This is a genomic window from Vibrio sp. G-C-1 (genome assembly GCF_021728015.1).
Lineage (GTDB): Bacteria > Pseudomonadota > Gammaproteobacteria > Enterobacterales > Vibrionaceae > Vibrio > Vibrio splendidus.
The window spans coordinates 69,478-88,626 of the sequence record NZ_JAKKCR010000016.1; the positions used below are offsets into that span (position 1 = coordinate 69,478).

The 19,149-nt window shown below is 44.0% G+C and carries 22 protein-coding genes; 12 read left to right on the plus strand and 10 right to left on the minus strand.

The window, feature by feature from the left end; genetic code table 11:
• Positions 1-109 precede the first annotated feature (109 nt).
• The 4 genes from L3V36_RS20255 to hutW form a co-directional block, all read right to left on the minus strand.
• Positions 110-652, minus strand: a complete 543-nt coding sequence (locus L3V36_RS20255; RefSeq protein ID WP_004731855.1) for an ATP:cob(I)alamin adenosyltransferase — start codon at positions 650-652, stop codon at positions 110-112.
• Between the two features lie 113 nt (positions 653-765).
• Positions 766-1,296 carry a heme utilization protein HutZ gene (gene hutZ / locus L3V36_RS20260; protein ID WP_004731858.1) on the minus strand — a complete coding sequence of 177 codons (531 nt, stop codon included), beginning with the start codon at positions 1,294-1,296 and terminating at the stop codon, positions 766-768.
• A 141-nt stretch (positions 1,297-1,437) separates the two neighbouring features.
• Positions 1,438-1,959 carry a heme utilization cystosolic carrier protein HutX gene (hutX, locus tag L3V36_RS20265; RefSeq protein ID WP_102446960.1) on the minus strand — a complete coding sequence of 174 codons (522 nt, stop codon included), beginning with the start codon at positions 1,957-1,959 and terminating at the stop codon, positions 1,438-1,440.
• A 57-nt stretch (positions 1,960-2,016) separates the two neighbouring features.
• Complete coding sequence (gene hutW / locus L3V36_RS20270; protein ID WP_102446959.1) at positions 2,017-3,426, minus strand: heme anaerobic degradation radical SAM methyltransferase ChuW/HutW; 1,410 nt, start codon at positions 3,424-3,426, stop codon at positions 2,017-2,019.
• A 160-nt stretch (positions 3,427-3,586) separates the two neighbouring features.
• On the opposite strand from hutW, the gene L3V36_RS20275 reads away from it, so the two are divergent.
• The 6 genes from L3V36_RS20275 to L3V36_RS20300 all read left to right on the plus strand — a co-directional run bounded on the left by L3V36_RS20275 (position 3,587) and on the right by L3V36_RS20300 (position 8,495).
• Positions 3,587-4,387 carry an energy transducer TonB gene (locus tag L3V36_RS20275; RefSeq protein ID WP_102446958.1) on the plus strand — a complete coding sequence of 267 codons (801 nt, stop codon included), beginning with the start codon at positions 3,587-3,589 and terminating at the stop codon, positions 4,385-4,387.
• A gap of 2 nt (positions 4,388-4,389) precedes the next feature.
• Positions 4,390-5,091 carry a MotA/TolQ/ExbB proton channel family protein gene (locus L3V36_RS20280; RefSeq protein ID WP_004731866.1) on the plus strand — a complete coding sequence of 234 codons (702 nt, stop codon included), beginning with the start codon at positions 4,390-4,392 and terminating at the stop codon, positions 5,089-5,091.
• On the plus strand, positions 5,088-5,501 hold the full coding sequence (locus L3V36_RS20285) for a biopolymer transporter ExbD (RefSeq protein WP_017077389.1): 414 nt from the start codon (positions 5,088-5,090) through the stop codon (positions 5,499-5,501). The genes L3V36_RS20280 and L3V36_RS20285 overlap by 4 nt, the downstream gene beginning before the upstream one ends.
• A gap of 157 nt (positions 5,502-5,658) precedes the next feature.
• The gene (locus tag L3V36_RS20290) at positions 5,659-6,549 is read left to right on the plus strand and encodes an ABC transporter substrate-binding protein (protein WP_004731869.1); all 891 of its coding nucleotides are present in this window, start codon (positions 5,659-5,661) and stop codon (positions 6,547-6,549) included.
• Positions 6,550-6,675: 126 nt separating this feature from the next.
• The gene (locus L3V36_RS20295) at positions 6,676-7,713 is read left to right on the plus strand and encodes an iron ABC transporter permease (protein WP_029222281.1); all 1,038 of its coding nucleotides are present in this window, start codon (positions 6,676-6,678) and stop codon (positions 7,711-7,713) included.
• Positions 7,713-8,495 (plus strand): heme ABC transporter ATP-binding protein, encoded by a 783-nt coding sequence (locus L3V36_RS20300; RefSeq protein WP_102446957.1) that lies wholly within the window; start codon positions 7,713-7,715, stop codon positions 8,493-8,495. Before L3V36_RS20295 ends, L3V36_RS20300 begins: the two co-directional genes overlap by 1 nt.
• Before the next feature lie 432 nt (positions 8,496-8,927).
• Here the strand turns inward: L3V36_RS20300 and L3V36_RS20305 are convergent, their stop codons facing one another.
• Positions 8,928-9,389, minus strand: a complete 462-nt coding sequence (locus L3V36_RS20305; RefSeq protein ID WP_004731875.1) for a TetR/AcrR family transcriptional regulator — start codon at positions 9,387-9,389, stop codon at positions 8,928-8,930.
• A 530-nt stretch (positions 9,390-9,919) separates the two neighbouring features.
• Between L3V36_RS20305 and L3V36_RS20310 the strand changes: the two genes are divergently transcribed.
• Complete coding sequence (locus tag L3V36_RS20310; RefSeq protein WP_004731876.1) at positions 9,920-10,219, plus strand: YfcZ/YiiS family protein; 300 nt, start codon at positions 9,920-9,922, stop codon at positions 10,217-10,219.
• Between the two features lie 39 nt (positions 10,220-10,258).
• Here the strand turns inward: L3V36_RS20310 and L3V36_RS20315 are convergent, their stop codons facing one another.
• Positions 10,259-10,558 (minus strand): DUF1496 domain-containing protein, encoded by a 300-nt coding sequence (locus tag L3V36_RS20315; protein WP_017081902.1) that lies wholly within the window; start codon positions 10,556-10,558, stop codon positions 10,259-10,261.
• Positions 10,559-10,658: 100 nt separating this feature from the next.
• Here L3V36_RS20315 and L3V36_RS20320 point away from each other — a divergent pair, with 100 nt between their 5' ends.
• Positions 10,659-11,258: a hypothetical protein gene (locus tag L3V36_RS20320; RefSeq protein WP_102446955.1), complete on the plus strand. Its 600-nt coding sequence runs from the start codon at positions 10,659-10,661 to the stop codon at positions 11,256-11,258.
• 181 nt (positions 11,259-11,439) lie between these two features.
• On the opposite strand, the gene L3V36_RS20325 is transcribed toward L3V36_RS20320, so the two are convergent.
• Positions 11,440-12,546, minus strand: a complete 1,107-nt coding sequence (locus tag L3V36_RS20325) for a 1-acyl-sn-glycerol-3-phosphate acyltransferase (RefSeq protein WP_029222283.1) — start codon at positions 12,544-12,546, stop codon at positions 11,440-11,442.
• A 175-nt stretch (positions 12,547-12,721) separates the two neighbouring features.
• On the opposite strand from L3V36_RS20325, the gene L3V36_RS20330 reads away from it, so the two are divergent.
• A complete protein-coding gene (locus L3V36_RS20330; RefSeq protein ID WP_102446954.1) occupies positions 12,722-13,348 on the plus strand; it encodes an AraC family transcriptional regulator in 627 nt (208 codons plus the stop codon).
• A gap of 113 nt (positions 13,349-13,461) precedes the next feature.
• Here the strand turns inward: L3V36_RS20330 and L3V36_RS20335 are convergent, their stop codons facing one another.
• Both L3V36_RS20335 and L3V36_RS20340 read right to left on the minus strand, forming a co-directional pair.
• Positions 13,462-13,953 carry a hypothetical protein gene (locus tag L3V36_RS20335; RefSeq protein WP_017077380.1) on the minus strand — a complete coding sequence of 164 codons (492 nt, stop codon included), beginning with the start codon at positions 13,951-13,953 and terminating at the stop codon, positions 13,462-13,464.
• A gap of 22 nt (positions 13,954-13,975) precedes the next feature.
• A complete protein-coding gene (locus L3V36_RS20340) occupies positions 13,976-14,497 on the minus strand; it encodes a nicotinate-nicotinamide nucleotide adenylyltransferase (RefSeq protein WP_017081421.1) in 522 nt (173 codons plus the stop codon).
• Positions 14,498-14,606: 109 nt separating this feature from the next.
• Here L3V36_RS20340 and nadE point away from each other — a divergent pair, with 109 nt between their 5' ends.
• Entirely contained in the window at positions 14,607-15,437 is an 831-nt protein-coding gene (gene nadE, locus L3V36_RS20345) for an ammonia-dependent NAD(+) synthetase (protein WP_017095623.1), read from the plus strand.
• Positions 15,438-15,576: 139 nt separating this feature from the next.
• Here nadE and L3V36_RS20350 read toward each other — a convergent pair whose 3' ends face one another.
• Entirely contained in the window at positions 15,577-17,433 is a 1,857-nt protein-coding gene (locus tag L3V36_RS20350) for a hybrid-cluster NAD(P)-dependent oxidoreductase (RefSeq protein ID WP_102446953.1), read from the minus strand.
• A gap of 217 nt (positions 17,434-17,650) precedes the next feature.
• On the opposite strand from L3V36_RS20350, the gene L3V36_RS20355 reads away from it, so the two are divergent.
• A complete protein-coding gene (locus tag L3V36_RS20355) occupies positions 17,651-17,809 on the plus strand; it encodes a YqaE/Pmp3 family membrane protein (protein ID WP_004731890.1) in 159 nt (52 codons plus the stop codon).
• Between the two features lie 202 nt (positions 17,810-18,011).
• On the plus strand, positions 18,012-19,040 hold the full coding sequence (gene pyrC, locus L3V36_RS20360; protein WP_208775370.1) for a dihydroorotase: 1,029 nt from the start codon (positions 18,012-18,014) through the stop codon (positions 19,038-19,040).
• Positions 19,041-19,149 lie beyond the last annotated feature (109 nt).

The window sequence follows — 19,149 nt, forward strand, 5'->3', positions numbered from 1 at the left end:
TTTGGAAGCTAAACCTAGCATCATGCTTAATGGCTTAGCTTCTTAGCTTCTTAGCTTCTTAGCTTCTTAAGGATTAGATATTAGAGATGAATCAATGTAGAACTCTTCCTTAAGATTTCTTTGGCATCGAATAGCTCTTACTCACAAATTCCACTTCTTCAACTTCATTAACATGATTGGTAAAAGACGCCAATGCATAGAGTGTGTTCGCCACTAAGTTAGCGTATTTAAAAAGAATCGGGTCTGGCGATTTTTTGCTTTCATGATGTTCAATGCTCACCAGTGCTCGCACGACTTTTTTAGCCTGACAACGACACAAGTGAAGTTCACTAGACACCCGGTGCCCACCGGGTAAGACAAAGCCTTTAAAACCACCTTCTAGCTGCTCACGGATACGATGATAGTCTTGCTTGAGCTCGACCAATTCAGATTCGGTGATGGCAAGCTTACCGCGCACAGAGCCATTCAAGTGATAGATGTTTGGCTGCAAGCGTTGCAGGATCTCACGAACCTGAGGCTCTAGCTCTAAAGACAACACCAATCCAACTCGGCAACAAAGTTCATCCGACAAAATCTCAAAATCACAGATAGGACTGTCTTCATAGATAAACGGATAACAAAACTCGTCCCAATCTCGACTTACTGGTTTCACGTACCGATCCTTACACATAAATAGTCATCAAACGCCAATATACCAAACTCTTTGATTTAGACATAAAAAAGCCCTCACATTGGAGGGCTCCTGAAGAAATCGGTTAAACGAGATTACTCGTTAGATACTTTTTTGTGGCCTTCTTGCAGGTGAACGAAATCTACTAGGTCGTCACCCGATACTTGGTATGCCTGACCAAAGCCTTTAACGAATAGGCCATTCTCTGCTTTAAGGTTGAACAGAGAGAAGTCTTGAAGTTGGCTCAAACCATCAATGATTTCACCAAAACGCTCTTGCATCTGGCCGATCACTTGAGTCCAAAGTTCCGTTTCACGCTCCACAACACTTGCTTGAGCATCAAACGTTAAACGCTTACGCGCGTAAAGCTGCTTCGAGCTCTCTTCGTCTTCGATCATCATCAAAGAGACTTGAGGGTTCGCTTTCAAGTTACGAGCATGACGAGCAATATCAGAAATGAGAACAAAGTAACCTTCTTGGTTCTGAACGAAAGGTGCGTAACTTACGTTCGGGCGACCTTCTTCATCAACCGTTGCAAGTTGAAGGGTACGGCGCTCTTGGCGAAACTCTTTGATTTCTGGACCTAGGCGACCTTGTAGACGTTCTTGTTTTACTTGCTGTTCCATGGGTAATTCCTTTCTTCACTTTCTCTGATTTATTATTTTTGCCCGAGGTTGAGCGATCATTGGCGAACTAAACGATCCTCGAGCATTGATGTACTGTTTAAACGAGTTGGCAACCTTAGTTAAGCTTGCCGTTAATCGTGCTTAAGCTTGTTCTTTTAGTGCTTTGAAGCGTTCTACTTGGTCGGCAATAAGCTCACGCTTTTCATTGCGGCCTAGGTAGATCTTAAAAATGTTCTCGCCCGTTTCACTGAAGAAACCGAAGTAATGACTTTCACGACCCATGAACGCTTTGCTCACCAAACCAACGTGTTTGATGTTGTCGAGTTTCAGGTGACCATGAAGCTCGCCTTCTTTGCCCATTAGGTTGTAGTAACCACGTGCTACTTTGCCTTTAGGGAACGGCGCCTTTACTTCGAAGATTGAGCCAAATGAATGCATAATTGTGGTCACCGGGCCCCAGCCCACTAAACCTTCTAGAATCTCTTGAGCACGGCCGCCATCTAGCATTACCGCCATGTCGTTTGGAAAAGCAGCCACTACTTCAACTTCTGAAACGCCTAGCTTCTCAGCAATCGCAGTAGGAAGTAGCTTAGGTTCTTCTTCTAGAATAAGAGCGACACGTTGTTCTAGAGTTTCTGTCATTTCTAATGTTGTATCTGTCATTGAATATGTTCCGTATAAACGAGTAATTTACGTAAGTTATAAACTAAAAATTCGATATTAAGCGTGCTTCAAACTTGCATGCGGGTGTACGCCCAAACCTGACGTTTTAGGTGCTGGGTGCATGGCTTGGTATTCAGCGTTAAGCACTTGAATCACACTCTGCGCTAGGCTTACCGCCCAAAAGCTGCCAGCAATAGTCAGGCTCAGATAATCTTCCGAAAGCTCGACTAAACCGTTCTTTTCCCAATGCGCGAACAAAGGCTTAAGGTAGTCGAACGTGTCTTGTCCCATAAAGGTCGGTAATGTGCTTCTTCTAACAACACCAGAATCAAATCCTGCCTTCAATGAAGAGAAGCTTGGCTCTAATGAGCTTTGCTTCGTCATCATGGCAATAGGTAATTGACCTTGCTTTATAGACTCCATGTAGCTGTCTAAAGTTCGATGTTGCATTACTCCATGACCACCGATGTTGCCACCAGCGCCACAACCAATGGGTAGAACTTCGGCATAAGTTTTCGCTAAGCTGTTGTAAATGCTGCGTTCTCGATTATCACGAGTCCAGTGATTCACGCTCAGTTGCTTGACCTTATTTTTTGCCATGAACTCAACACCCGCCAAATACATACTCGCCTTATCTGGCGTATTGGCCGGTGGTGGTATTTTTCCTTTCTCAACGAGATTCAGCATAGGAGCATTGCCCGAAACAATCAGTTGGTAGAGGTCAATGCCGTGTGCGCCAGTAGACATGTAGTCTTCTAAATCTTGTTGGAACACTTCCATAGATTGGTGCGGTAATCCGTATAACAAATCAAGAACGATCGGAGCTTGTTCAGTGCGGCTCAGTGAACTGATACGTTCCAACACCACTTCTCGGTCATCCAAGCGCTTAGCACTGCGCCGAACCTGAGTGTTAAAACTTTGAATACCGAATGAGAAGCGATTGAAACCACCTTCAAGCGCACGATCAAACATCTCGTCGCCAAAGCGATTGATGCGTCCTTCCAAGGTCATTTCCACATCGTTTGCTAGTGGGAAATATTGACGAATGGCTTTACCAAGCTGCTCAACTTGTTGAGGAGACAAATCGGTGGGTGTTCCGCCACCAATATAGACAGCGTGAAATAGTCCAGACTGAGCCCAAGGTGTTTTGGCTTTCTGCTTTAGCTCGACCATCAGTGCATCGAAATACTCATCCACTAATTTACGGCTTGCGGCATTTTGGAAGAAATTGCAGAACGTACAGCGCACGCGACAAAAAGGAATGTGGATATACAAGCAACGCTTATCCTGTTTTTTCCCTTCACTCAGCATCAGTTCGTCAAAGAGTTCTAACTTCTTACTCGGGTCGACCGGAATTGAACTTCCTCCGGCATGGGCAGAATGCTTTTTAGCAAACGCAAAACGAAGCGGATCAGGGCTAGAAACACCCAAGACTGATTCGTCATACTTATAGATATTAAGACTCATATAATCTCTCTAAACACTTACATAGCAAAGTCTGGAAGACTATTCGCTAAAACTGAAATAATCATAAATAGACGCAAATGATAATGCAATTGATAATTGATCTTATTTAGATTCTAAGCAATAATCCGATACAGATTTTGGATTTGGTAAAGGATTGAGTGTGAACGTCCCTAGATATGTTATTGCAGGCGGTGCATCGTTAGTGATTCATGCAGCGCTATTATTTATTGCTCAAGAATCCAAAGTATTCGCGATGCCTGCAGGTAGCCAATCGAACACGGTATCGATCAACTTCACTCCCAAGAGCACGCCTTCTCCAGCTCAACAAAAAACCATCACAGAGCCGGTTGAACCAGAACCAATCAAAGAAACGGTCTCACAAGCTGAACCTAAACCTGTCGAACCCAAGGCCGTTGAGCCAAAGCAAGCCAAACCGACGCCAAAGAAAAAAGCGATCACCAATAAGCCTCAACCCAAGAAAGTAGAGAAAAAGGTTGTTGAAAAGAAAGTCGAGAAGAAACCAGTGACTCAGAAAAAGGTCGTTAAGAAAGAACGCCCAGAACTAAAGTCCAAACCAACGCCTCAACCAGAAAAACTGGCCGACAAGAAAGTCGATAGAAACCTGGCCGAGTCTGCCAACCAACCTCAGCAAGTAAACCAAGGCGTATCAAACCAAGAGCCCGTATTAGTCACTAAGCCCTCTTTTTCTTCACGCCCGACACCACCGAATTACCCGCGCCAAGCTAGACGTCGTGGGGTTGAAGGTGTCGCAACTTATGAGGTCTGGTTAGACGCTGAAGGCAAACAGATTAAACAAGCATTAGTAAATTCATCAGGCGCACTAATGCTCGACAACGCCGCTTTAGACGCCATTAAACAATGGAAATTCTCACCTCACACTGTCAATGGTCGAGCGATTGCTCACCGTGTACAAATACCTGTTCGTTTTAGGTTGGATTAATCATGCAACAAATCAGTTACTTACAAGATCAACTTGGCTTAATGACTTGGCCTCTTCTTATCTGTTCAGCATTAACCGCAATGATCATCGCTGAACGTGTCTTCCAAGTGATGTTAAGCATTGGTGTTGGCAAACGCGCCATTCGTCGCGAGCTCAATCAGATCTCGCCAACCAACAGCAAAGAGATTGAGGCTCTCGCTCAGTCTATTTCAGGTAAACGACCGCTGCTGTACAAGGGCGTCTCGATGTTGCTTGCTCACCATTCTTTTTCGAAAGGACTACGTGAAGATGCAGCAGGCATCTGGCTACAAGAAAAACGCCACCAGCTGCACGCAGGTTTAAGGTTGCTTGGTTTAATCGGCGTGATCAGTCCACTAATTGGCTTGCTTGGTACGGTGCTTGGTCTTATTGAGATGTTCAAAGGTGTAGCTGCTACCACCGGAAGTATTACACCAAATGATCTAGCTGACGGCCTTGGCTTAGCAATGAGAACCACTGCGGCAGGTTTGATGATTGCACTGCCTGCAATATCAGGGTCTCAACTGCTCGGGCTTTGGGCCGATCGGGTTTTGGCGCAGCTAGAACATACTTTGAATTATGTGAATGTGTGGTTAGAAGGCATGTCGATTCAAACTAATCAGTCTGGCGAAACTAAAGGTTCATCATTAAACAAAGTCGCTGTCGGTGATGTGAGACAAGCATGATTAAAACGCCCCACTCATCTCAAACACAAAGTTTGGCTCCGGACTTAACACCGCTGCTCGACATCATTTTTATCGTGATGGTATTCCTGCTGCTGACAGCATCGGTGAAGTTGGAGTCATTAGAAGTCGAACTGCCGAGCTCTGATATTAAGAACGTTTCTGAAGTTCATAAAGATTCGATTAGCGTCAATATCTTAGATCACGAACCCTACTGGGCGATTAACGGCCAAGAGTACATCGACTGGGAAAACTTCAAGATTGCATTGCTAGAAGAAACAGGCACATCAGACAAGAAGCCGATCATCATTGGTGCAGATAAAGCCGCCAACGTTGAGAACCTAGTGAAATTGCTGTCTTTCCTTCAAGAGAACGGAATACCAGCGACTCAATTGCTCACTGAAGATGGCTAGAACAACTGTCTATTTTCATGAAGTTTGGCTCTTGATTACTAACACCAAAGAAGCAGAGCTAAACCTCTCTATCGATTCGAACTCAATATGCGAACGAACTGCTCACTGAGTATCTTCGCGATTACTCTCCATCAGAAGAAAGTATAAAGAAATTATTATGAAAGACTTAAAAATGCTCAACAAATTAAATAATAACAAACACTTACTCGCAATCGCTGCAATGAGTTTGGTACTAACAGCACCTATCGCCAATGCTAACGACGCTGAGCAACCTCGAATCATCAGTGCGGGCAGTGCTGTGACTGAATTGGTTTTAGCTCTAGGTGCTGAAGAGCAGTTAGTGGCGATTGATGTGACCAGCCATTTCCCTCAAGCAGAGAACCTGCCGAAGATTGGTTACCACCGAAACCTTTCAGCAGAAGGCTTGATTGCTTTAGAGCCAACGACACTAATTGGCTCAGATGAAATGGGACCTGACAACGCCATTTCTCAATTGAAATCTGCCGGTGTCGATGTCGAGATCGTCAATACCGAAGCAAACGTTGAGGGGTTATTAAAGCGTATCGACCAAATCGCAAAAATTACCCACACCGAAGCTCACTCACAGCAAGTCAAAGCTGAAGTAAATAAGAAGATTGCGGCACTAAAAGCAAACCAAGTACCCAACAACGAAGCGAAGAAAGTTCTGTTCTTATTATTGCATGAAGGTCGCCCGGCGAACGTTGCTGGCGGTGAAACGTCACCAAACGCGATCATTGAATTGGCTGGCGGTGTAAACCCTGCGGCTAAAAGCCTGACGTCTTACAAACCACTATCGATGGAATCACTCGTTGAAATGCAGCCTGATGTCATCTTGGTGAGTGGCCGCAGCTACCAAAAAATGGGCGGCGCTGACGCCATTCTTAAATCGCTGCCTATGTTAGCAGCGACTCCTGCTGGCATGAACAAACAAATCATTACCGTAAAAGGCAGTGCATTAGTCGGCGGACTTGGCCTCGAAAGCCTTTCAGAAGCCAAGCGATTAAACGCTCTTATCTATCCGTTATAACTTATCTACCCGCTATAACTCGACCACCCTATTCTTACTGTTGCTAGCTCAGTTTCCATTACCAACCCGCTTTTCCGCAATGTTGGTGATGGATATTGAAGCTAGCGATGGACATTGAGGCCCTTTATGTTGCTACGATCCGTCCCACTGAAAACATCGATGTTAGGCCTAGGGGCTACCCTAGTCTTCGTCGCACTGTTCTCAATTACCGTTGGGCCAATGAACATTAGCTTAGCTGACAGTGCAGCGAGCTTACTCCAACCAAACAATGATTTAGCCCCACACATCAATTTAGTGATTCAAGAGATTCGCTTACCTAGAACCATTTTATGCATGCTAATCGGCGCGATTCTCGCTTTGTGTGGTGCGGTTATGCAGGGGCTATTCCGCAACCCGCTTGCTGAGCCGGGGATCATCGGTGTCTCTGCAGGCGCGGCATTAGGTGCAGCGTTGGCTATTGTTCTTTTCTCTGAACTCTCATTGCAATACCCGGCCTTCATGAATTTTGCGGCCGTTCCTGTGTTTGCCTTTTTAGGTGGCGCTTTAACCACACTCTTGGTCTATAAACTGGGCACGGGTAAATTCGGAACCTCAGTAACCATCATGTTGTTGGCGGGTGTGGCGATCAGTGCGCTCTCTGGGGCTGGTATTGGGTTCTTGAACTTCATCGCTGATGACCAAATGCTGCGTGATCTTTCGTTATGGTCGATGGGTTCACTAGCAGGAGCGAAGTGGTCAGGCATTTTGCTTGCTGCAGTTACGCTCGTAGCACTCTTTATTGTTTTTTACCGTCAAGCGATGTCACTGAATGCCCTGCTCTTAGGTGAGTCAGAAGCGCAACACCTTGGCATTCCAGTACAAAAACTCAAACGAAAGCTCATTCTGCTGACAGCCGCAGGCGTTGGTATCACAGTGAGCCTGTCTGGCATGATCGGTTTCATCGGGCTCGTTATCCCTCATTTAGGTCGTATGTTGGCAGGCCCAGATCACCGAGTTCTTTTGCCATTGTCAGCAGTGCTAGGCGCACTATTGCTAACAGCCGCAGACATGTTCTCTCGTGTGGTACTGGCACCAGCAGAATTGCCTGTAGGTATTGTCACCGCGATCATCGGCGCTCCATTCTTCTTGTATCTACTATTTCAACAGAAAGGGAGAATCCTTTAATGTTTCCTTCAGCGTTAAAAGCGACCGATATCGAAGTGAAGTTCGGCAGCAAAGTGATATTAGATGGCGTTTCTATTGAGATTGAGGCAGGAAAGGTAACCACACTGCTTGGGCCAAATGGCGCAGGAAAAAGCACGTTACTTAAAGCCTTGTGCCAAGAGATATCAAGCAACGGCGATATCCAATATTTTGGACACACCAAAGACAAGTGGCCTTCTCAAAAATTGGCGAAGCATCTGGCTATGCTACCTCAGCACAGTACGTTGACCTTCCCATTTTTGGCACATGAAGTTGTCGAGCTTGGTGGCATTCCTCTGCAAGAGTCCAACAAGAACCTCACCAGCATCGCTAGCCAGAAAATGGATGTTGCCGATGTGACTCACTTAAGTGAAAGGCTCTACCCTTCGCTATCCGGCGGTGAAAAACAGCGTGTTCACTTGGCTCGAGTGCTAACCCAGCTTCACTATTCTGGTGACCAATGTATCTTGATGCTTGATGAACCCACATCAGCACTGGATCTTGCCCACCAGCACAACACCTTAAAGATCGCGAGAGATCTCGCCGACAACCACAATGCCGCGGTTATCGTAGTTTTGCATGACTTAAACCTGGCCGCTCAATATTCCGACCGATTAGTGGTATTGAAGGATGGACACTTAGTTTGCGATGGAAGTCCTTGGGAGGCGCTAAAGCCGTCAATGATTGAAGACGTATATGGATACAAAAGTATCGTAGAAAAGCACCCAACCATGAGCTTCCCTCAGGTTCATCCCGCACAATAAACGCAATCAAAAACTGGCGCATTTAGAGTATTCGTTCCTTCTAACGCCGACACCATTCAAAGCCTCGATTTAGTCGAGGCTTTTTTATTGGCTCACAGCCTCTCTCTCGCCTTAAACTCAATTTTGTTAGTAACCATAGCAATAAGCTATAAAACGGCTCACCCAGAGCGTTTGAGGCTCTAGAAATAAACATAATCAGTTAGTGTTGCTAAGCTTTTCGCAATTGAGGTGGAATGTAAGACTCGAGCGTAGGCATATAAAAAGAAAAGAAATAACTTCATTTGGCACAAAGCAAGATAGCAGAAGCGATATGAGTTCGAGAGAAAAAGCGAGAGAAAAAGAGAAAGAGAAAGAGAAAGAGAAAGAGAAAGAGAAAGAGAAATTGCAGACACAAAAAAAGCCCCCGTAGGAGCTTCTTTTATCGTGTGTTGATTACTGACTCATGCGAATCAATGACTTACCAATCAACCACTCTAGTTCTTTACCGCTAGTATCACCAAACTGAGTTTCAGTCAGCTTGTATAGACGGTCAATACCGTTTGCAGCGAACTCATGAGCGCTCTCAGCAGTAACGATATGATGGAAAAGTAAACGTAAAATTGCTAGGAACTCAGCGTCTTCAAGTGCTGCAACCCAGCTAGCTGAAAATGCGTCAAGGCCATTTTCAAAGTCAATGTGTTCCATAAACATCTTGAAAATACGACCGTCTAAAGCAGCAGTAAAATCCGTTTTCTTAGGAAAGTGATGACTAATACCTGTACGAGAAACGCCTGTTTGTTGACTCAATGTCGTGTATGACATCTTGTCGTAACCCAATCTCAATAGCTGGTCCACAACGGCATCCATGATCTTCTGGATCGTGATTTCTGTATCTTCTTTACTACGCTTTGGCATATTCAGGCTCTTCTCTTTGTAAATCCATCTAACTCAATCAAATGAAGTCAGAATGAAAATCGTTATCAGCATTATGTGAGCAAGATGTTTTTTCGCAAGTATTTAGAACTAAATGCACACAAATACTATGTACGAACAATTTTACAGTGATGTCTCTTTGGACACTTTGTCTAATTATTCTTCGAAAATCACCTTACAATCCTAAGTCGATAATTTTAAATAACGACTTAGAATATGAAATACCCAACGAAAAATTCATTGTATAAATACCTATCAAGCGATAGATAGTCTTATAAAATCATTCCTGACGCAACTAAGTGAATGATATTCTGACAAATTAATAACATTCCTTTTCAACAAAACGTGAGGTAAATCACATACATATTTATCGGCGCGAATGTAGATATTCATTAAACACCTTAACAAACAACATAGCATACCAGTATAAATTAGTTCAAAGGTTTTAATTTTTGTAGATACAGTTCAAATTGCTCGTTAGAATAACCTCAGACTTTGTAAGAGGATTATTTATGAGCCAAGATATTGGTAACAACGATGTATGTGAGGCTTGCGGTTGCGCAGGTGAAATTGGCTTCATCATTAAAGAAGGCGACGAGGTTGCTGAGGTAACGGTTTACGGCAACTCCAAAGCCCTTATTGAAGCTGAATTAGCTAAGTACGTTGAGTTAGCAAAGCAAGTGTCTAGCAATGTTGAATTTGAAGCATCAGAGATGACTGAAGACAGCACAGAATTGCACGCACGCTTTAAATTTGAAGTAAGCGCTGAGAAAATTATTTTCGAACTTAAGACTCGCTCTCTAGCGCGTTAATATAAGCACTTATACTCATATAATTAAAAGACGAGTTTATTACTCGTCTTTTTTTATTATTTCAACCCAACCTAGAGCACCATTGGTCTCAAAGTCATTTTCAGCCGCACATTTAATCACAACACCAGTGACCTCAACGATAGCACCAACACTATATGCCTTATCATTGTAATAACAAACTCGTTTCTGTGAAGTACTCTGAGTGACAACCACTGCCGCTTTTGCAGGCGTTGATATTATTTTATTAGCACTTACTGATATTGAACAAAACGCAGAGGTCAGAATCACAAAGCATTTTAGAATTTGATGCTTTATTCGAACCGAAAATTTACCTTTCATGTCTCTTATTCCTTTCTACCTACCAACAAATGAGTAAAACACTATGCGAGAATAATTTTTTCTTTATAGTGTTAACGTCTATCGTAATAAGAAGCTTGTTATGCTCCGAATAATTGCACTTATTATTGGTTCTTTAACCATAACAAATGTGACTGCTGAACCACTCGATCAGTATCAAATATTGAACCATCTGGATAATTACGGAAACTTATATTTACGAAATAAGCCATACACATCACTGCCAACAGGGTTAGTCGTTGATGGCAACCTCAATATTGAGAACACTGCGATTACCCGCCTACCCAAAGGGTTGGAAGTAAACGGAAGTCTTAAAGGCGGTAACAGCCAACTCTCGCGGGTTCCCTCAGGAGTGAAGATAAAAGGCTATGCCGACTTGATTGGTAGTCAGATTACCAGTTGGCCAAGAGGTGTGAGAGTGGGCGGATTTATTAACCTCACGGATACTCCCCTCCAGAGGCTACCCAATGGCTTTAGAGTAAAAGGTGACCTGAGCGTGATTCGTACGCCTTTGACAGAGCTACCAAACGGGATAGTGATTGATGGCGATTTATATATAGGCGGTTCTGGGATTACAACATTTCCCGACACCATGACGGTCAAAGGTAATATCTACCTCGGTGGTAACACGATTACCACGTGGCCAACCAACCTAGAGCTTGGTGGCGCTGTCGCTCGCTAATTCAGCCTAAAACTCTATTGCTCTATTGCTCTATTGCTCTATTGCTCTAATGCTCTAATGCTCTAATGATCTAAAACTCTAATGCAGCAGCAAGTAGTAATTCAGAAACAAAAAAGGAGCCCAAGGCTCCTTTTTCAATTCAAGCAAGTTACGACTCAACTCACAAGCTAACTAACGCTCGTTAACCAATGTTCTTCACTGGGTTCGCATAGCTGTCGATCAAGTACTGACGAGCACCTTGTGGCAAGCCAGATAGTTTATCTTCAAACTCCTGCTTAACCGCTGCTGTAATCGACTCGTCTTCTTTTTCCGCTGCCAGTAAGTTTACTGGAAACAGTTTGTAGTTGTCGTGGATCTGACGGTCGATCTCTTGAGCAAGCGCTTCAGGCGTATCAAAATCTTGGTCGATAACCTGACCGAAACCAACATGAACACGTCCTTTATTGCCGATGATACCTTGAATGATACTTTCGATATCTTCAAATTCACCCTTTTCGTAACTGCCGTTTACGTCTTTTTCAAAAAGCTCGATCGCTTTCGCGATGTCACATGGATCGTTTTCGTAAGAAATAGACACAGGAACGATCTTCAACGACTTCACGTATTCAGGGAATGCAATTTTTTGCTTACGACCTTCAACGTGGAACATCTTCAAGATTGCTGGCTCAGTAAAATCATTGCCGTCTTTTGCACGGCCTTCCTTTTGAGCGATCCAGATAGAATTGCCCGTTTCCAAAGAATGCTTGATGTACGAAGACAACTGCCCTAGTGCTTTCATCATCTCACGAGGCCCTTTCAAAGAACGCTTTACAATAAAGCTCTTATTAAGGCGCATCAGTTCAGTCGCACATGGTTTCTTCAACAAGTTGTCACCAATTGCAATACGGCAAGTTTGGTGATTGTTGTGATGCAATGCGTAGTTAACTAACGCCGGATCCATAGCAATATCGCGGTGATTTGAAATAAACAGGTAAGCTTGACTAGCGTCCAGTGACTCTACACCTGTGTATGTCACACCATTCGTGGTTTTCGCTAATGTATCTCGCAAGTATTTCTTAACTTCAATCTGAATGGATTCAACGCTGGTCAGCTTGCTCCATTTCATTTTCAAGTAAACGCGCAAGATCGGGCTCATTAATGCTTTAAACCAAGACGCATGGTTTGAAAAACGATAGTGCAGAATCGCACTGATAAATTCTTCATCATTAATAAGACGGTTTAGTGCCGCTGGAATTTCATCATCGCCGTAAGGACGAATATCAACATATGGATCGGTCGGAGAGGTCATTTTTTAATTCAAATAATAAAAATCTGGCTCATTCTACGCGTTGTTTTGACTTCTCGCAGCTACAGAGTCCATACTTTTGACAAGGTCAGACCAGAAAGATTGAAAATACCCTGTTATTGTTGGCATTCTTGAAAATTAACGGTAATCTTGACGCCCCAAAATTAAGGTACTATCTATGAACTTCGCTATTGAATATACATCGGCTTACTTTTCACACTTGGTGATCACACCTCGCAAAAAAGTACTTAAACATAGCCTTGTATCGGTTCAAAGTGGCTTGGTTTTGATAAAGCTGGGTAAACAAGAGTATGCCGTCGAGCCAGGCCAGAGTGTATGGATTCCATATGACTGCCTAACATCACAGACCTACTTTCCAAACACCCAGGTTAATCGTGTCGATTTCTCAGTTCGTTTGACCGACTCATTCCCGAGACAAGCAGGATACATCACGCAAACCAACCTCTCATCTGCGTTGCTGGAAAAGTTGGAGCTAACCAAAGCTCGCGCTTCAAATGCCAATAATACGGAGCAAGCGTTTAAAGATATGCTTTCTGTTCTCAAGCAAGAAGTGTTGGCATTTAAGCCACTGCTTTGCGAAAGTGCTCTGTCTCAGCGATTCAATCAGTGGAACATCGATGACTCGAACCTACCGCAAGAACACACCTTGGTGATGGTAATGCGCGAGGCAAAGAAACGTATGCAGTCGGGTCAGAAACGTGCACTTGTGATTGATGATTTGTTCTCAGGCAAAGAAGAAGAATTTGAACAGCTGTGCATGCTTGTTTTTGGCGAAGATTTATAGCTTAGCGATAAGTTATAGCTAATATGAAAGCAGCAAACCAGATACTAAAAAGCCGCAAAAACTCAGTTTTTGCGGCTTTTTTAATTCTTAGCATCGATTAATAACCTAACGGTCTAGAACGGCAATTCAATCTGCATCATGAGGTCAGCGTCTCGTGAGTCATGCCAACGGTAATCAAAGCGCATACGCGGCTGCCCTTCTACTTTCTCGCCAAAACCGATGCTCAGTTGAAGACCATGATTCATCAACCACTCTTCAGTCGACATATCATACTGATCATCTTCGAGATCTTCTGGGAACCACATACCTAATCCAACGTAGTTAGATTCAAGGCTTTGAGTTAATAGAGGCGCATCTTTGCTCTGAATAACCCAATCAGACCAATAGTCTGCCGTTGATTCAGGTTCATCTTCGCTTAATCCACTGAGCTCCATCATACGTTGACCGAAGGATTCAAGGCTCGTAGATAAGTCTAAACAGTTATTTTCATCGTCAGAAGTCAGCATGATCGAATCTAAGCTAAAGAAATCACAATCAGCGTGAGCAGGCATACTGCATGCTGCAATGATCATCGTCGCTGGTATCGCGCGCTTTAGCATAGTCATCAGACCTCTTAAATTAGTGAATCTACATTATTGTATACAGTTCGCCATCTTGCAATATCTTTGTAACTGACTTTGTACTCAATTTCGCCACATTGCTCCCATTTTGCAAAGCAAGGCGGATATCGGTACTACGAATCTTTACTTTTTCAGGGCAAGCCATCACAGACCACTGCTTGGTAATCTCATCTGATTTATAGAAAGATGAGAATTTAAAGAAGTTATCTGGGCCAATAACAAACGTCAGTTCAGCGTCACGATGTAACTTTTGGAGTTCACTGAGCACTGCATAAGTCGTGACGCTTTCACCTGGAGTAAATAGGCTCTTTTCGATCAAAGAAAGCTCCACTTGATCCAGTGAAAGATCGCTAATAAATGCGTTAACTAACTGACATCTCGTATCAAAGTCTAGCATCTCTTTTCCCCAAGCATGGGCAATACTTGGAACAAGTAGAATTTTGTCAAAGTGAGCCAACGAATCAATCACACTTTTGTGCCCTAAGCTCGGCGGATTAAACGCACTACCGAAAATGGCTATTTTTTCCATTATTTATTACTGCCTTCTCTTTCTAAGCTTGTGCAAAGAGGTTTTTAAATCAGATGATTTAGGTATGATAACACTAGATTTTTAATTTGCTTGCAGGAAAGGAATACGAATGGAACAGTTAATTCGTGACGAAATGCGCGTACTACCTTCAATTGACCCTCACTTCGAAGTGACTCGCCGTGTGGACTTTATCAAAACTAAACTTCAGCAGTCAGGCTGCAAGTCTCTGATCCTTGGTATCAGTGGCGGTGTGGATTCGACAACTTGTGGCCGTTTAGCACAAATGGCCGTTGATAGCCTGAATGAAAGCGCTGGTAGCGACGACTACCAATTCATTGCGGTTCGCCTGCCTTACGGTGAACAAAAAGATGAAGACGAAGCACAACTTGCTCTGTCTTTCATTCAGCCTTCTCAATCTGTTTCTGTAAACATTAAAGCTGGTGTTGATGGGCTTCACGCTGCATCTCACGTTGCTCTTGAAGGCACAGGCCTGCTACCAACAGATTCAGCAAAAATCGACTTTGTGAAAGGTAATGTGAAAGCTCGTGCTCGCATGATCGCACAATACGAAATCGCAGGTTACGTTGGTGGTCTTGTGATTGGTACTGACCACTCAGCGGAAAACATTACTGGCTTCTACACTAAGCACGGTGACGGCGCATGTGATTTAGCACCTTTGTTCGGCCTGAACAAACGCCAAGTTCGTGAGCTAGCAGCAACGCTGGGCGCTCCAGAGCAACTTGTTAAGAAAGTACCAACTGCTGATCTAGAAGAGCTTGACCCTCAGAAAGCCGATGAAGCAGCGTTGAATCTTTCTTACGATCAAATCGATGATTTCCTTGAAGGCAAAGAAGTCTCTCAAGACGTATCAGATCGCTTAGTAAACATCTACAAAGCAACACAGCACAAGCGTCAACCTATCCCAACGATTTACGATTAATTTTAGTCAATCCGTAACACCGTAAGGCGAACTAGGTTGTAAAAATAGTGACGTTGTAAGAATCAAAAAGGCCGGAAGTTCATTTAACGAACTTCCGGCCTTTCTATTTAATGGTTTTTCTTAAAGATCTAACGAGTCGTTAATCCACAACTTCGATATCGGTTTGAGGCACACTGCAACACGCCAATATCTGACCCATATTGCGTTCATGCTCTTGCAATGCAGGCACATCAGGTTGATGAACTTGCCCAGACTCGAGGGTCACTTTACAAGCGCCACAGAAACCCGCACGACAACTTGAAGCAATAGACACACCCGCCGACTCTGCTTGCTCTAGCAAAGTGGATTGATTATTACCTTCGAACAAGTAGCCATTGACACTCAACTGAAGTTGCTTCACAGCTTCCTCAGTCGACTGAGCGACACCAAACGCTTCTTGGTGGTAATGCTGAGGATTAAGCCCCATTTGAATCAGCAGTTTCTTTGCATTGTCCATAAAGCCGTCAGGGCCACACACGAACGCTTGGCGCTTGTGTAACTCTTCAATTTTAGCGACATGAGACACACTCAAACGGCCAGATAAACCATCCCACTCTTTGGTTGGTTGGCTTAATGAATAAATCACACGTAGACCGGCATGCTCACTAGCGATCTTATCAATCTCAGCTTGATAAGGAATGTCTTCTTCGCTGCTGCATTGATGATAGAAAACCACATCATCAATTTGACCATGATCTGCCAAGTAACGCAGCATCGACAACATTGGCGTAATACCGCTTCCTGCGGATAATAGTAGTAACGGGTGTTTTGGGTTTGCTTCTAAGTAGAATGCACCATCTGGGTTTTGAGCAACTAGAGTGTCGCCCACTTGGAAATGATCATTGAGCCAGTTTGAGATTTGACCATCGTCCACTCGCTTTACAGAAATCGCTAAACGCCCTGCGCGTGATGGGCTCGAAGATAACGTGTAACGACGAGACACTTTTTCGCCATTAATTACCATTTCAATCGGTAGATGTTGCCCTGGCTGATAGCTTGGTAATGCGTAGTTCTCTTTCGCTGGCTCTAGCCAGAACGTCGTAAAGTCTCGAGCGATCTCTTCACGTTCAACGCAAGTTAAGTGTAGCGATTCTACCCATGTATCTTCGTAGTGCTCTTTTTCTTTAGTTTCTAATACTTCAACAACATCACCGGCTTTGACTAAGCCTTCATTTTTAGCCACAAGGTTTTGGCCAAAGAAAACGCCACCGCGCTCGTTGGCTCGGAATGAAGAAAAGGTGTTAAGCGGCTCTTTTGTCGCTCTAAGCTCACCACTCTCGACATCAACCGTGGTTAGGATACATCGTTCACAAGGCTTAACGGATTCAAATTCAACCTCACCAATTCGGATACGCTTCCAGCTATCTTCAGCAAAAGGTTCTGTGTTGGAAACAACAAAGTTGGTGCGGAACTGATCCATTGAATGGGTTTCAGGGCTGCGGCGATTGAGTTCATCAAGAGAGGCTTGGCTGATCACTAACATTGGGTAACCGTCGGCAAAGCTCACATTATGACCGAGCTTTTCTCGAACACGATTCGATTGCTCGCCAGAAAACAGTAGCTCAACGCGCACGCCCAACACATCACTGAACCAATCATCGGCTTCATCACATGTCGTGTATGCCGTGAAGCTGTCTTTCCACACCGTTGCTGGTGCTTCTTGCATTTTGAAGTTCGCGTATTTTAAACGCAACGGTTGTTTACCTTCATAAGTGAAGATCAAACCGTCTGGTTGCAAGCTAGAAGATACCTTGACCATTTTAGGGTACTTACGTGCCGTCACCATTGAGCCGTCAGCTAACGCCAACATAAAACGTCTGTCGAAGGTAAGGCCCTGTTTTTCGACCCAAGCAGAAGAGAGTGCAATCCCGCCTACTGACTTAACCGGAAACACATTGATTTGAGATAGAGAAGGCACTTGCTGTGAAGCCTTTTGATCTGACGGTAGCTGCGACATAACGATTCCAATGTTTTGTTATTTGTCCCAATGCTAACAAATGGTTATAAATAGATAAACTGGCAGGCATTAAACACTTGATACTAAGCTATTATCTTGAGATGTTTAGCTTTCTATTTTGATACATTAAGGCAGCAATGCAGTAACACTCTCCATACGTTCTATACTTTGAACACGATTGCTGCTTTGAACTTTCATTGAATAAAAAGGATTTATCATGAACAAACTCGTCATTATCATCTTATGTGTACTACTTCCGCCTGTTGGCGTGTTCTTCGCTCGTGGTGCAGGTAAAGACCTATTGATTAACATCATCCTGACTTTCTTCTTCTGGGTGCCAGGAATGATTCACGGACTCTGGGTGGCGACTCGTTAACCCGCCTCCTACCATCTCCGAGAATTAATACCGAATAAAATATTCAGAAAAACAAGCTCCTAGCCCTGAAGAGTTAAAAATAGGATGAAATGAAAGTACTTTTCCACTATCATCCTGTCGCCTAAACGTAAGCGATTGCTTTCACAGATTTCGCTGAGTTTAGGCTCCAACTACATAACACTTCAAATGGTGGGAGCCTTCAATGACACAACTTACGATTACTCGTCCTGACGACTGGCACGTTCATCTACGCGATGGCGAAGTATTAAAAGATACAGTGCGCGATATCAGCCGCTACAATGGTCGAGCGTTAATCATGCCAAACACCATCCCACCGGTAACCGATACCGAAATGGCTTTAGCTTACCGTGAACGCATCATGGCAGAGCAGCCAAGTGAACAGTTCCAGCCTCTAATGGCACTTTACCTAACAGACAACACAACACCTGACGAAATTCGCAAAGCGAAAGATTCTGGTGCAGTAGTGGCTGCAAAGCTTTACCCAGCAGGCGCGACGACTAACTCGGATTCAGGCGTAACGTCAGCTCAAAAGATTTACCACGTACTAGAAGCGATGCAAGAAGTGGGTATGTTGCTGCTGGTACACGGTGAAGTAACGGCTCACGATGTTGATATCTTTGACCGTGAAAAAGAGTTCTTAGACACGGTTCTAGCACCGATTGTGAACGACTTCCCTAACCTGAAGATTGTTCTTGAGCACATCACAACTGCAGACGCAGCGACTTTTGTTAAGAACGCTAACGAGAACGTGGCAGCAACCATCACCGCTCACCACCTGCTTTACAACCGCAACCACATGTTGGTTGGCGGCATTAAGCCACACTTCTACTGCCTTCCTATCCTGAAGCGTAACACTCACCAATTAGCGCTTATCGAAGCTGCAACAAGCGGCAGCAAGAAGTTCTTCTTGGGTACAGACTCTGCACCACACGCAAAAGGCGCAAAAGAGTCAGCATGTGGTTGTGCAGGTTCATACACTGCGCACGCAGCAGTAGAGCTTTACACTGAAGTGTTTGAACTAGAGGGTAAGCTTGAAAACCTAGAAGCGTTCGCGAGCCACAACGGCCCAGACTTCTACGGCATGCCACGTAACTCAGACACCATCACTCTCGTTAAAGAAGAGTGGAACGTTGCTGAAACCATGCCTTTCGGTTCAGACATCGTTGTGCCAATCCGTGGCGGCGAGACGATTGCTTGGTCTGTGAAATAAACACTTGGTCTGTAAAATAAACGCTTAGTCGGTAAATAAGCGCTCATATTGAAAAATAAGAGCGTGGTGTTAATTAAACACGACCCATTAGATTAAAAGGGGCACCATA

Bases quoted from the DNA above. Each gene is read 5' to 3' on its own strand.
- L3V36_RS20285 (WP_017077389.1), top strand. From the start codon at position 5,088: ATGATTAAAACGCCCCACTCATCTCAAACACAAAGTTTGGCTCCGGAC.
- hutZ (WP_004731858.1), bottom strand. From the start codon at position 1,296: ATGGAACAGCAAGTAAAACAAGAACGTCTACAAGGTCGCCTAGGTCCA.
- hutW (WP_102446959.1), bottom strand. From the start codon at position 3,426: ATGAGTCTTAATATCTATAAGTATGACGAATCAGTCTTGGGTGTTTCT.
- L3V36_RS20280 (WP_004731866.1), top strand. From the start codon at position 4,390: ATGCAACAAATCAGTTACTTACAAGATCAACTTGGCTTAATGACTTGG.
- L3V36_RS20315 (WP_017081902.1), bottom strand. From the start codon at position 10,558: ATGAAAGGTAAATTTTCGGTTCGAATAAAGCATCAAATTCTAAAATGC.
- pyrC (WP_208775370.1), top strand. From the start codon at position 18,012: ATGACACAACTTACGATTACTCGTCCTGACGACTGGCACGTTCATCTA.
- L3V36_RS20325 (WP_029222283.1), bottom strand. From the start codon at position 12,546: ATGACCTCTCCGACCGATCCATATGTTGATATTCGTCCTTACGGCGAT.
- L3V36_RS20330 (WP_102446954.1), top strand. From the start codon at position 12,722: ATGAACTTCGCTATTGAATATACATCGGCTTACTTTTCACACTTGGTG.
- L3V36_RS20290 (WP_004731869.1), top strand. From the start codon at position 5,659: ATGAAAGACTTAAAAATGCTCAACAAATTAAATAATAACAAACACTTA.
- L3V36_RS20355 (WP_004731890.1), top strand. From the start codon at position 17,651: ATGAACAAACTCGTCATTATCATCTTATGTGTACTACTTCCGCCTGTT.
- L3V36_RS20320 (WP_102446955.1), top strand. From the start codon at position 10,659: ATGCTCCGAATAATTGCACTTATTATTGGTTCTTTAACCATAACAAAT.
- L3V36_RS20305 (WP_004731875.1), bottom strand. From the start codon at position 9,389: ATGCCAAAGCGTAGTAAAGAAGATACAGAAATCACGATCCAGAAGATC.
- L3V36_RS20350 (WP_102446953.1), bottom strand. From the start codon at position 17,433: ATGTCGCAGCTACCGTCAGATCAAAAGGCTTCACAGCAAGTGCCTTCT.
- nadE (WP_017095623.1), top strand. From the start codon at position 14,607: ATGGAACAGTTAATTCGTGACGAAATGCGCGTACTACCTTCAATTGAC.
- L3V36_RS20300 (WP_102446957.1), top strand. From the start codon at position 7,713: ATGTTTCCTTCAGCGTTAAAAGCGACCGATATCGAAGTGAAGTTCGGC.
- hutX (WP_102446960.1), bottom strand. From the start codon at position 1,959: ATGACAGATACAACATTAGAAATGACAGAAACTCTAGAACAACGTGTC.
- L3V36_RS20340 (WP_017081421.1), bottom strand. From the start codon at position 14,497: ATGGAAAAAATAGCCATTTTCGGTAGTGCGTTTAATCCGCCGAGCTTA.
- L3V36_RS20310 (WP_004731876.1), top strand. From the start codon at position 9,920: ATGAGCCAAGATATTGGTAACAACGATGTATGTGAGGCTTGCGGTTGC.
- L3V36_RS20335 (WP_017077380.1), bottom strand. From the start codon at position 13,953: ATGACTATGCTAAAGCGCGCGATACCAGCGACGATGATCATTGCAGCA.
- L3V36_RS20295 (WP_029222281.1), top strand. From the start codon at position 6,676: ATGTTGCTACGATCCGTCCCACTGAAAACATCGATGTTAGGCCTAGGG.